Raw genomic sequence first — 11,053 nt, 5'->3', positions numbered from 1 at the left:
CCCCCGGACCCCGCCGAACGACGTTGCGGATCACCCATCCGAAGCTGGTAATGTTCTACCCGTCACCGCGCGACGCGGACGACACGCCCCCGTAGCTCAGGGGATAGAGCAACGGCCTCCGGAGCCGTGTGCGCAGGTTCGAATCCTGCCGGGGGCACTTCGCAGTGAGCGGTCAAACTTGACCGGTGACCTGCAAAAGTGCCGAGTATGAAGCCCCGAACTCAGTCCCGCTGAGTCCGGGGCTTTGTCGTTGTCCGCCGCTGGTCGCGAGTGAGTGGCGAGTGAGATTTCAGGCGACGGTCACGGACTGTTGCCCGCCTCGGAGTCCGAGGCCCACCCCATGGTCTCCTCGATCTTCCGGTTGTTGGCCTCCTCGCTGTCGTCTATGCAGCCGGCGTAGTTCCGGTGGATCACCTCCGGGGAGTTGCCGGCCCGCCGGGCCACCTCGGCGACCGGCAGCCCGGAGCGCAGCCAGTTGGTGATGCAGGTCGACCGGAGGTCGTACGGACGCCGGGCGAGCGGCGAGCCCACCTTCTCCGGCGGCAGAGCGAGCTCCCGGGCCTCCTGCCAGACGCGCCAGTAGCTGGAACTCCCCAGGAGTCCCCCTCGCTCGTTCGCGAAGAGCCGGCCGTCGGCGGCGGTGCCGAACTCCGCGATGTGCTCCCGGAGAAGCCGCACGAGGACCGGCGGTATGGGCACCGGGCGATCCCTCTCGACGTCCCGGGACTTCAGCCCCCGCTTGTCGTGGCGCTCACCCGAGTCCGTCCACTTCTTCCCCGCGACGGGCCGCGTCTCCTTCAGAGTGATCCTCCCCCAGCCGGTTTCGGGGAGATAGCACTGCGACTCCTTCAGACCCACCGCCTCGGCCGGCCGCGTGGCCGCGTAGAGCATGCAGCCGAAGAACGGCACGAGCCGGCGGCCACGGTTCCGGTGAACGGATCCGACGTACGAAACGGCCGTGAGCAGCTGCCGCCCCTGCACCTCATTCACCAGAACTCGCGGATCGACTACGCCACTGCTTGAAGATCCATTACGCCTCACGCCCGCCAGAGGGTTCGCGTCCAGGTATCCCTCCTGTATCGCGTATTCCATGGCGGTGTTGAACCCGCGGCGCCGGCGCTTGTACGTCTCCGACGCCACCGGGGTGTCGTCCAGCTTGAACGAAAGCCGGTAATGGACATCCCTGACCACTCTTGATTCCAGCAGGGAGGAGAGCGAGAGGGAGCGCTTGGAAAGCCACGCACAGGCAGCGCGCAGTTCCTGAGGGGCCTCCTCATCCCTGTGCGCAGGAACGACGGCCCAGCGCATCGCCAAACGCACCTGCTTCAGCTCCGGAGCTCCGGCGCCCTCCTCCATCATTGCCAGCGCCACCGTGGCAAGACTGTCCGCCAGCCCTTCCCGCGTCTTCGCGGCCGCGGTCCGCCACCGGACCGCCATGTACTCACGCGAGAAGTCCCACCAGCTCGGATCCGGTCGGGCATTCGCCTTCTCGGCCGCGGCCCGCAACTCGGACTCGGGCAGGCCGCTGTCGACGTCGAACGCCTCGCCCCGCCGCATCGCCTGCCACAGCTCCGAACGGCGACTGTCGGCGAGCGTGGTCGTGGCAAAGCTGGCGGTCTTGACCTCCCCCGCAACGGTCCAACGCAGCTGATAGGGCGCCTTCTTACTGTTGACCTTGCTCACACTCCAAAGACGGACGTCCGTGGAGAGAATGGGCCCACCAGCATCCGCCGGTCCCGTGCTGCTCGCGGGGCGCTGCAGGCTCTTTCTGTTTCGGTCGATCACGCAGCGTCCTCCCTCGCTGCGAGCCAGCGGTCCAGCTCGGAACGCCGTATTCGCACCGAGCCGTTCGGGAGCTTGATCGACTTGGGCCCCTTCCTCAGCTGCCGCCAGCGGTAGAAGGTGGACCTGGACACGCCGGGCAGTTCGTCCAGCACTTGGGGGATGGTCAGCAGTTCGTCGCGGGGCTTGGGCACGACTCCTCCTTGGGCGAGAGAGCAAGAGAAGTACGGGGGCCCGCCACAGAAACCACGCAATACACAGAAACCCTCCGTGCTGTGTCTGACCAGCAGTGACACGCAGGGAGAGGGCCGCCACAGAAATCACGCCAGGTTCCACAGAAATAGGTGCGGCAGGCCGTCGGCGGCGGGTGCCGCGCGGCGCGCGAGTGGGTGAGCCGTATTTCTGTGGACGTTTCGCCGATTTCTGTGACGGCCCCCCGGCAGCTGCCGTGAGCGCTGTTTATGCAGGCCAGGGGCTTGATCGGGCTATTTCTGTGATTCTGTGGTTTGTGTGGCGGGGTTCAGGGGGCGGCCTGTCGGGTCAGACGGGGGTGGATGAGGTAGCGCGGGGAGGGCGGCCGGCCGCGGCCGCCGGAGCGGTGGGCGGTACGGGCACGGATGTAGCCGTGCTCCTCCAGGAGGTCGAGGGCCGGGTCCAGGTCGGCGGCCGTGGGGAACTCGGAGCGGGAGAGCTTGACCATGAGGTCGCGTTTGCTGACCTCGCTCCAGCCCTGGACCCGCACGGTCTCCAGGACACTGCGGGCCCGGTCGGTGGTCGGGTCGGCTCCCATGGCGTCGAAGGCGGCCAGGCCGTGGCTGGTGAAGTAGTCCGCCAGCGCGATGGCGTCCAGCATGGTCGCCTCGGCCACGGGTTTGGTGTGGGCGCCTTTGAGGTGCCGGGCGAGGTGGAGCAGGGCTGCTATGCGGGCGGTGGCGCCGGCAAGCTTGCCCGCCCAGTCTGCGATGTGCCCGAGCGTGCCGCCGCGGGCGGCGAGCTTGGGCTCGACGCGTTCTTGGAAGGCGATCAGGGCGGCGTCGGCCTCTGGCGTGAGCTGGATGACGGCGGGGTCGGTCCACTCGGCGAGTTCGAGGGTGAGGTCGATGATGTTGCGCCGGTAGACGTCCTGAGTTTCCTCTTTGATCGGCTCGGGCTTGATTTTGCGGCGCCCGACGAGGGACTCGGGGAGTGAGTAGAGGAAGCGCCCGAGCAGGCCTCGGCCGCGGGCGGCTTCGCTGCGGCCGATGGCGTCCAGGACTTGTGGCTGGACGCACACGCCCATGGTGACGGCGGGCTGCTCGATGTACTCGCGGCGGGTCTGCCGGTCGACCCGTAGGCGGTCGCCGGCGTGCCCTTTGAGGAAGACTCCGAGGTTGGGTGAACCGCCGCTGGAGTAGCGGCCCGCCATGATGTCGAAGATCTCCCCTTCTGCGGACATCACGCTGATCCGTCCGCCTTGCTCGGCCAGTCGTGTCGTGGCGGTCTCGGCGGTGGTGTCGTCCGCCAGGAGCTGGGGTTCGGCCGGGACGGTGATGCTCTCTGCGGTCCGGGCGAGGGCGGCGGCGCTGGCGATCAGCTCGTCGCGCTCGTCTTCCTTGGCGGTTGCGGCCTTGCTTGTGGCCTTGTCGGCGGCTTCCTTGGCCAGGCGGGCAGTGATCTGGGCTTCGATGATGAGGGGCAGCCGCGCTTCCATGAGCTGTTTCTCGGCTTCGAAGAGCGGGTCCGTCAGGAGGCCGAAGACCGCGGATTTCCGGTTGGCCGGCGGCAGGGCGACGACCACGTAGAGGTTCGTCGGCTCGCGCCAGTTGCCCCGGATGTGGACGACGGTCCGGCCGCCCGCTGCCGTGGCCAGCACTGCTAGGGCCACGCACCCGGCGAGGTCTGCCGGTGTCTGGGTCTCCTCGGCGACGGCGGCGACGAACTCGCGCAGCCATTCGGGAAGGGCGGGCAGCGGGAAGGGGGCCAGGATCCGCGGTCCGGCGAGCGGGATGGGGTCCTCCCACACCGGCGCCGAGTCCGGGTCGGCGGCGGAGCCTGCGCACAGGTCGCTGTCGGCGGGCGGGGTGCTCATGCTGCGCTCGCCCCCGTCACGCCGCCGCGGGTCAGGCCGGAGCGGATCGCGGTGCGGCATTCCCCGGCGGGGAGCCCTTTGGCCTGTCCCGCGGTCATGAGCTCCGCCTCGACGTCCGCCTCGGCCAGGTCCCCGAGCTTGATGAGGCGGGCGAGGGCGTAGGCGGCGAAGTACACGGTCCGGTTGCGAGAGCCCTCACCGGCAGCCGCGATCTTCTCCAGCTCGCCGCGTACGGCCGCCTGGGCGTAGGCGTTGGCGTTGCGCATGCGGGCGGAGAGGGTGGCCAAGGGCATGGGAGCGGGTGCGGGCGTATGGGTGAGCCGCTCACAGAGCCACGCAGGGAGGGGGGAGGGAGCAGCGTCGTGAACGATCGCGTACGGGCGGTCGCCGACGGTACTGCCGGCGGCGACGACGTATCCGCCCCATGCGCGGGTGTCGACCTTCCAGCCCAGGGTCCCTGCTCCACTGCGTAGCGTCTTTCCTGCCGGTGCGGTGAAGTAGTAGTGCAGGCCACCGCGGCAGGTGCGCACCGTGAAGGTCTCGCCGGGAAGTTCCTGCCCGGCCCGTTCACACAGGACGGCGAAGACGTCCAAGCCGTCGGCAACTCCCTGCTCGGCCCATTCCGGGGGCGGGGTGTCGTCCGGGTGCTTGGGGACGTCGAGGTCGACGACGAGCAGGCCGGCGGGGCCGGTGGCGATGCCGACGTTGTACGGGGTGGTGGACCAGGCAGCGGTGATGGCCGCGTGGTCGCGGGTGGCGCGCTGTTCGGGCGTGCGGTGACCGGCAGCGCACCGGCCGGTGCCGGGGCAGCGGGTCTCGGCGTGGCCGGCGGGGCGTTTGTCGCCGGGGCGGAGCGGGAAGACGGGCCAGCCGCGGCGGGCGGCATCCATTGCGGCGGACAGCAGCGCCGAGGGGGCGTTTGGTGTCATGCTGGTGGTTCTCCCGTTTCTGCGAAGGGACGGAGAAACGGAGCGGCCGCGGTCTTTTGGCGAGAGGCGGCCGCTCCGGCCTTGTTCAGGCGCAGGGCTGGAGTTCCTGCCCGGTGATGGCTTCGCTCACCATGGCGATCAGGTCCCGGGCTGCGGGCGGGGTGACGGCGTTGCCAAGCATGAGGACCCGGGTGCGCTTGTCCCTGGCCAGCAGCCGGTAGGTGGCGGGGAAGGCCATGGCTGCGGCGTACTCATGCGGTTCCAGCATCCGGAACCGGCACTCCTCCAGGGACGAGACCGTGCCCCCGTACAGCGCCCCGTGCCGCTCGACGGTGGTGACCGTGGGCAGCGGCCGACTGGCGGGCCGGGCGGTGCCGTTGCTGTAGTAGGGGACGACCAGGTCGGGGGCAGTCACGATTCCGTGGTGGTTGCCCGAGGCGCACACGGTTGCCAGGGGCTGGGTGATGGCGCGGTGCGAGGATCCGCCGCCCCTGAGTTCGACCATGTACGGCGGCAGGGCGATTCCTGTCTCGTTCCGTGTCGTCACCGTCCGCAGGGGCGCCGAGACGGGCGCGGCGCGCTTGCCGTCCCTGCCTTCCACGGGAACGGCGAGCGGTTCGGCGAAGGCGGTGAATCCCGCACGTATGCGGCGCATCGTGTCGGCCGCGAGAGGACGTCTGCGCTCGCCGATCGCAACTGCGGGGAGCCCCCAGTCGATGACCTCGGCGGCCGGGCGCACTTCCGGTTCCACGACGGCGTTGCGGCACTCGGTCCGCGGGCAGCGCCACGCGTACTGGGCGCGGGCTCCGTACCGACCCCAGCGTCGGTCCGGGCGCTTGAATGCCTGCATGGCGCGCACCCGTCCGTGGGTGGGGCACTCGGCCTCGGGCCGGGTCCACTTGTCGAAGTCGGGGCGGCGCTCCCCCTTGCGCCACAGCAACACGTACATGCGGTCGCGCGACTGGGGTGCGGCCGGCCCGAACCGGGCGGCGTGCATGGAATTCAGCCACACGATGTGGTGCTCGTATCCCCAGGCGTGGAGGGTGGACAGCCATGCCTGGAAGGCGGCGCCCGGAGCTTGTTCGGGGCCCCACCAGTAGGCGTCGACCACGTTCTCCACGATGATCGCGCGGTAGCGGTGGACTTCGGCGAAGCGCGGGACGTCGTGCATGGTGGCGCGTGAGCGGACGGCCGCTTCGTCGGTGCCGTCCTCGGCGAACAGGCCGTCGCTGTGGGCGCCGTGACCGCGCTTGCGGCCTTTGGCGACGGAGTGATTGGTGCACTCCGGAGAGGCCCACAGGATGTCCGTGCGCGGGTAGCGGCGGGGCTCGACCTGGGACAGGTCGGCACAGTCGTGATCAGCGTCGGGGTGATTGGCCTGGTGCGTGTCGACGGCGTACCGGGCGTGGTTCGCGGCCATCCGCACCCGGACACCGGGAACCGTGATGGCGCCCGTGGACGAGCCGCCGGCGCCGCAGAACAGATCGGTCAGGGTCAGCACAGAGCCTCCGTGCGTTCTGGCGAAGAGACAGGGAGCCGGGGCGGCCGCGGTCCGTGGCGAGAAGCGACCGCCCCGGGAGCACGTCAGGAGCCGGTCGGCTTGAGGGTGAAGTAGCGCCGGCCGAAGGTGTCGTGCTGGGTCAGGTAGCCGGAGCGTGCCAGGGCCTTGAGGTCATTGCGGGCAGTGGCGCGCTTGGGGCCGCACCCGGCGCTCTGGTAGAGGCGGTAGGCGCGCTGGGTCGTCCATTCGCCGGGCAGACAGCGGATGGCGTCGAGCAGGCGCAGCCGGCGCGGGTTCAGCGGCGGGGAAATGGGGACGGACATCGTGGTCCGGGTCTCCTCTTCTGGCGAAGGGGCAGAGACCCGGGGCGGCCGCGGTGAGGGGTGGCGAGAGGCGGCCGCCCCGGGCGGAGCTAGAACGGCGGCTCGTTGTCCGCTGCGCCGGACGTGGCTACGGCGGGGGTCGGAGCCGGGGCGCCGATGTTCCACGCGTCGTTCGCCGGCACGGCGCTCCTGCTCTGGACGCGGGTGGGTTTGGCCGTGGCGAAGCGCAGCGACGGGCCGATGTCGTCGACTTCCAGGGCGAGCATGGAGCGCTTCTCCCCCTCAGGGGTCTCCCAGTCCTGCTGCCGCAGGCGGCCGGTGACGACGACGCGCGTGCCCTTGGTGAGGCTGGAGGAGACGTTCTCGGCGAGGTCCCGCCAGGCGGTGCAACGCAGGAACATCGTGGTGCCGTCCTGCCACTGGCCGTCGTTCTTGTTGTAGCTGCGCGGGGTGGAGGCGATGCGGAATCGCACCATGGCCACGCCGCTGGGCGTGACGCGCATCTCCGGGTCACCGGCCAGGTTGCCGACGACGGTGATGGTGGTCTCTCCGACAGACACGGGAATCACTCGCTTTCGCTGGAGTTCAGGAACCGGGCGTACTGCTGGCGGAGGTATGCGCGGGTGTCGCAGGTGGTGCGCTCACCGTCCATGTCCATCACGCGGCGGCCCGCCTGACGGGCCAGGACACATGCGTCACCGTGGTGTCCATCGGCTTCCTCACGAAGGGCAATGCGGTCCCACAGCGCGCCCTGCCGCAGCCAGAACTCGCGGCAGCTGTCCCATGCGTGCTCGGCGGCCAGGTTTTCGTCCACCCAAGCGCGCTCATTCTCGGTGTCGGGGGCGTTGGCGTATGCCTCCGTGGGCGAGGGCCACTCCCCTTCGGCTGCATGGTGGTCCGCGATGGCGTACAAGCGGGTACGCCGGCCGACACGGGCGGGGTACTCACGCACGGCCTCGGTGGCGAATGTGAAGTTCAGCGCGGCACTGATGCGGGATACATCAGCCGGGTCACAGATGATGCGGATCTCGAACATGGCTCTCTCCTCTCGCGGCTCAGAACGAGCCGCCAGTCAGGCGGCCCTGCGGTTGTGGTGGCGCCGTGCCTCAAGGTCGATGACGGGGGCGAGCTGCTGCTCCGGGAGCGGTCGCGGCTCGCCCGGCGGCGAGGGCGGCGTGGAGGTGAAGCTGGCGAGGACGGCCGCGGCGATGTCGTCGTGGTGGCGGGCCCGGCGGTGCCCGAGCAGGCAGAGCGGGCCGAGGATCAGGCCGGGGCCGAGGAGCACGCCGGCGGCGAGGAGTTCGGGGTTCACGGGCGGATCTCCCTGACGCTGTGGAGGAGATCGGCGGCGGTGCCGCCGAGGAGGGACAGGCGGTGTTCGATGGCCTGCCAGGACTCGGGGTCGATGCTCATCAGCGCGCTGATGGCAGTGGGCAGGTCTCCGCGGGCGTGGGCGCTGAGGGCGTCGCGGAGGTGGCCTGCGGCCATGAGGGTGATGGTGGCGGGGCCGGGCTGTGCGATGGGTTCGGGCACGGTCGGCCTCCTAGATGTTGTCGATGGCGTTGACGACGGCGGTGGTGAGGTCGTTCACGGGCTCGGCGGCGCCGGTCGAGGCGAGGTAGAAGCCGAACATGATGGCGATGAACGCGGAGCCGTAGCCGAGGGACTTGGAGCGGAGGAGGAAGCAGAGCACGAGGCCGAACAGGAAGACCATGGACACTGTCAGGGCCACGGCAGGCCTCCTTTCAGGGGAGTTGGGTTGTGGTGGCGGGCGGCGGCGTGGCCGGGCCGGTGTCCTGGCCGGAGCAGGTGCCGGTGGCGAGACCGAGCAGGACGGCGGTGAGAGCGAGGTAGAGCAGGCGACGGATCACCGGGTGCCGTCGCGGTAGGTGTGGAGCCAGAGGTTGTAGAGGTGGCGGCCGATGCGTATGCGCTTGCCGTGGCCGTCGCAGCGGCGGCAGTCCTTGCCACGCTTGAGGCGGCCTTTGCGGTCGTGCTTGAGCTTGTGGCCCATGCCGCGGCACTTGCGGCAGTTGCCGAACGGCGATCCCGCACACAGCGCCGCATAACCGAGCGTGACAGCGATGAGGCAGGCGCTAGCAAGGAGAGGGAGGGTCATGGAAGGCCTTCCGGGCGGGATTTGGGGTGTTCGCGCAGGTCAGCCGCTAGGTGCGAGGCTGCTGATCAGATGCGGTTTGGGGCGCTAGCAGGGGTGCTAGGCCTAGCAACGGTGAGTGCTAGACCTAGCACCGGTACGCGGTCAGCCCCGAGACTGCTTTCCGTCACGCTGAGTGATGGCCGTCGCGACGTCGGCACGGGTGATGCCGCGGCGGGTGGTGCCCTTGCCCTGCTCGGTGGTACCCCAGACGTCCTGGACGCTGACCCCGTGCGGGCGCAGGTTCTTCGCGACCGTTTCGGCCTTCCAGCCGCTGTAGATCTCCGGGCGGAGGGTGGCGAGGCGCTCGGCGACCTTCTCGTTCCAGACCTTGTCCTCGTCGGCGGGGACGACTTTAAGGATGTCGGCGAGGAGGTCGAAGGTGGCTTCACCGCCGGCGGGCTGCTGGCCGATCGCGTGCCCGGTGACGTTGCCGTACTCCTCGCGCATCTTCCGCGCCCGGGCAACGACCTTCTCCGCGCCGACGGCGTCAACGAAGGCGCTCGCGACGATGCGCGGGTCGTCGCCCTCGCCGGCCATCCAGCAGATGCCACGGTCGGTGCGGGAGAACATCGCCGCCCGGTACCCGGCCTTGTACATCGACGTGCCCAGGACCATGTCGTTGGCGGGCTGGCCCATGACCTTCAGGCAGAACCGCAGGACCGCATTCGCGCTGATGCCGGTCGGCAGGGACTTGGCATCCGGGCGCTGCGTCCCGAACAGAGCAACGATGCCGAGGGCGGGGCCGCGTTTGCCCAGGTCGGTGCAGATCTCTTCGATCTCCGCGCCGTACTTCTCGTGCTCGAAGGGGACCTGGCACTCATCGAACCCGGCCACGATCGGGTGCAGCCGCAGCGACTTGTCGTTCGCCAGCTCCGGAGTGACCTTCGACTCCGGGCAACGCGAGCGCGGCAGCGACTTGATGACCTTCGCCCGGCGGCGCAGCTCTTGGCGCAGCTCCCGTAGGGATTCCAGGACGTAGAGGATGTCCTCGTCCTCATCGCCTGCGCGGTAGCGGTGGCAGACCGGCTCCAGGGCGCCGAAGTCTCCGGTTCCTTTGAAGTCGAAGGCGTGCAGCTCGGCGCGCGGGTCGAGGGCGGCGATGAGCAGGAGCAGGCGCATCAGGAACGTCTTGCCCATGCGCGGGATGGAGCCGACCACGACGGAGGCGAACATCAGGGTCACCGCCACGTCACGCATGCGCTGGTCGTTGCCGAAGACGACCGGCTTGAACAGGTCTACCTGCCCGGACTTCAGCAGCGGCCAGGCGGGTTTCTTCGTCTCGTTCATGGGCTTGTCGCCCACCCACAAGATCAAGCGTCCTTCGTGCTCTTCGGGGTCGGCGGCCGGCCACACGCAGCCGACCTTGCGCCGCAGCCCGGAGGCCAGGGCCCTACGGGACTCCATGATGTCCTCCGGGGTCACGCCCCAGGGCAGGTCCAGGTCGGCGCGGTAGCCCGGCCCATCCCGCGTGATCTCGGAAGTGAAGTGCAGCCCGTTCATGTCGCCGCCCTTCTTGATGGCAGCCGACAGCTTGGGGTTACCGATGTTGTCCAGCGCACGCAGCACGATCGACCCGGTCAGCTTCTGCAACTCGCTCTTCATCACCGCAGGCCCGATCACCGGCTGATCCGCCGGCGCACCCCGAAACCCGCATGTCAGCACCGCGGCCGAGGCGAAGACTGCCAGCCAGGCCGGGGCCAGTACGTACAGGGCCAGAGCGAACGCGGCACCGAAGACGATGCCGACGGCGGTCACCAGCACCCGCAGCCGTACCCGGCGGTCCCGCTGACGGGTGAGCTTCAGATACTCGCCGGTGTTCTCGTGGAACACCTCGTAGGCGCGCAGCGGGGCGGCCTCGGCATCCCACACCCAACGGTTCGTCTCCCGCACCATGCGGGCAGCACCCCGCGGAGCAAGGATGCCCAGCTGCAATGCGTACCAGGGAGTGCGGATACCGTGGAAGGCAGTCGCGTACAGGGCGTTGCCGCAGGCCCGCTGAACAGTGGCGGCAAAGTCCCGCTTGGACAGCAGCCAGCCCGGCAGGATCGGCTTGCGCTTGAACGTGGTGACCCCGGGCGAGGGCAGGTCCGGCGGGTCCACCGGCCGCGGCCGTCCCTCCTCCTCATCCCCGCGCTCGTCCTCCGCCTCAATCGGGTCGAAGGCGGCCGGCGCTTCGGCAGGCGCGGGTGCGGACGGGGCGGGGCGCTTGGTGATGATGTCGACGACTTCCGCCGTCTTCTCCTCCGGCGCCTCAACAGGCGGACCGGAGACGTCTATCTCCGTCACGATGGA

General features: G+C 69.6%; 14 protein-coding genes and 1 tRNA gene. 1 reads left to right on the top strand and 14 read right to left on the bottom strand.

The window, feature by feature from the left end; translation table 11 throughout:
- Window positions 1-85: 85 nt before the first annotated feature.
- A tRNA-Arg gene (locus IF61_RS0112285) sits at window positions 86-157 on the top strand.
- 143 nt (window positions 158-300) lie between these two features.
- On the opposite strand, the gene IF61_RS0112280 is transcribed toward IF61_RS0112285, so the two are convergent.
- The 14 genes from IF61_RS0112280 to IF61_RS0112215 form a co-directional block, all read right to left on the bottom strand.
- Window positions 301-1,761, bottom strand: a complete 1,461-nt coding sequence (locus IF61_RS0112280; RefSeq protein ID WP_078660161.1) for a tyrosine-type recombinase/integrase — start codon at window positions 1,759-1,761, stop codon at window positions 301-303.
- Window positions 1,762-1,781: 20 nt separating this feature from the next.
- Complete coding sequence (locus IF61_RS0112275; RefSeq protein ID WP_030366362.1) at window positions 1,782-1,976, bottom strand: helix-turn-helix transcriptional regulator; 195 nt, start codon at window positions 1,974-1,976, stop codon at window positions 1,782-1,784.
- A gap of 326 nt (window positions 1,977-2,302) precedes the next feature.
- Window positions 2,303-3,850: a YfjI family protein gene (locus IF61_RS0112270; protein ID WP_043188855.1), complete on the bottom strand. Its 1,548-nt coding sequence runs from the start codon at window positions 3,848-3,850 to the stop codon at window positions 2,303-2,305.
- The gene (locus IF61_RS0112265) at window positions 3,847-4,779 is read right to left on the bottom strand and encodes a bifunctional DNA primase/polymerase (protein ID WP_030366360.1); all 933 of its coding nucleotides are present in this window, start codon (window positions 4,777-4,779) and stop codon (window positions 3,847-3,849) included. Before IF61_RS0112265 ends, IF61_RS0112270 begins: the two co-directional genes overlap by 4 nt.
- Before the next feature lie 85 nt (window positions 4,780-4,864).
- A complete protein-coding gene (locus tag IF61_RS0112260; protein WP_030366359.1) occupies window positions 4,865-6,280 on the bottom strand; it encodes a DNA cytosine methyltransferase in 1,416 nt (471 codons plus the stop codon).
- Window positions 6,281-6,363: 83 nt separating this feature from the next.
- On the bottom strand, window positions 6,364-6,603 hold the full coding sequence (locus IF61_RS0112255) for a hypothetical protein (RefSeq protein WP_030366358.1): 240 nt from the start codon (window positions 6,601-6,603) through the stop codon (window positions 6,364-6,366).
- Between the two features lie 89 nt (window positions 6,604-6,692).
- Window positions 6,693-7,163, bottom strand: coding sequence for a single-stranded DNA-binding protein (gene ssb / locus IF61_RS0112250; RefSeq protein WP_030366357.1), 471 nt, complete (start codon window positions 7,161-7,163; stop codon window positions 6,693-6,695).
- 5 nt (window positions 7,164-7,168) lie between these two features.
- On the bottom strand, window positions 7,169-7,639 hold the full coding sequence (locus tag IF61_RS0112245; protein ID WP_030366356.1) for a hypothetical protein: 471 nt from the start codon (window positions 7,637-7,639) through the stop codon (window positions 7,169-7,171).
- Between the two features lie 36 nt (window positions 7,640-7,675).
- Window positions 7,676-7,915: a hypothetical protein gene (locus IF61_RS0112240; RefSeq protein ID WP_030366355.1), complete on the bottom strand. Its 240-nt coding sequence runs from the start codon at window positions 7,913-7,915 to the stop codon at window positions 7,676-7,678.
- Complete coding sequence (locus IF61_RS0112235; RefSeq protein WP_030366354.1) at window positions 7,912-8,136, bottom strand: hypothetical protein; 225 nt, start codon at window positions 8,134-8,136, stop codon at window positions 7,912-7,914. The genes IF61_RS0112240 and IF61_RS0112235 overlap by 4 nt, the downstream gene beginning before the upstream one ends.
- A gap of 10 nt (window positions 8,137-8,146) precedes the next feature.
- The gene (locus IF61_RS0112230) at window positions 8,147-8,335 is read right to left on the bottom strand and encodes a hypothetical protein (RefSeq protein WP_030366353.1); all 189 of its coding nucleotides are present in this window, start codon (window positions 8,333-8,335) and stop codon (window positions 8,147-8,149) included.
- A gap of 13 nt (window positions 8,336-8,348) precedes the next feature.
- On the bottom strand, window positions 8,349-8,474 hold the full coding sequence (locus tag IF61_RS37445; protein ID WP_281178034.1) for a hypothetical protein: 126 nt from the start codon (window positions 8,472-8,474) through the stop codon (window positions 8,349-8,351).
- Window positions 8,471-8,722, bottom strand: coding sequence for a hypothetical protein (locus tag IF61_RS0112220; protein WP_030366352.1), 252 nt, complete (start codon window positions 8,720-8,722; stop codon window positions 8,471-8,473). The genes IF61_RS37445 and IF61_RS0112220 overlap by 4 nt, the downstream gene beginning before the upstream one ends.
- Window positions 8,723-8,863: 141 nt before the next feature.
- Complete coding sequence (locus IF61_RS0112215; protein WP_030366351.1) at window positions 8,864-11,047, bottom strand: cell division protein FtsK; 2,184 nt, start codon at window positions 11,045-11,047, stop codon at window positions 8,864-8,866.
- Between the last annotated feature and the right edge of the window lie 6 nt (window positions 11,048-11,053).

Origin of the sequence: Streptomyces roseoverticillatus (genome assembly GCF_000719265.1) — a bacterium.
GTDB lineage: Bacteria > Actinomycetota > Actinomycetes > Streptomycetales > Streptomycetaceae > Streptomyces > Streptomyces roseoverticillatus.
This window is presented reverse-complemented; position numbering and strand designations above follow the sequence as displayed.

What these genes read in the sequence shown, in the direction of transcription:
- IF61_RS0112265 (WP_030366360.1), bottom strand. Translation starts at nt 4,779, where the DNA reads ATGACACCAAACGCCCCCTCGGCGCTGCTGTCCGCCGCAATGGATGCC.
- IF61_RS0112245 (WP_030366356.1), bottom strand. Translation starts at nt 7,639, where the DNA reads ATGTTCGAGATCCGCATCATCTGTGACCCGGCTGATGTATCCCGCATC.
- IF61_RS0112270 (WP_043188855.1), bottom strand. Translation starts at nt 3,850, where the DNA reads ATGAGCACCCCGCCCGCCGACAGCGACCTGTGCGCAGGCTCCGCCGCC.
- IF61_RS0112255 (WP_030366358.1), bottom strand. Translation starts at nt 6,603, where the DNA reads ATGTCCGTCCCCATTTCCCCGCCGCTGAACCCGCGCCGGCTGCGCCTG.
- IF61_RS0112220 (WP_030366352.1), bottom strand. Translation starts at nt 8,722, where the DNA reads ATGACCCTCCCTCTCCTTGCTAGCGCCTGCCTCATCGCTGTCACGCTC.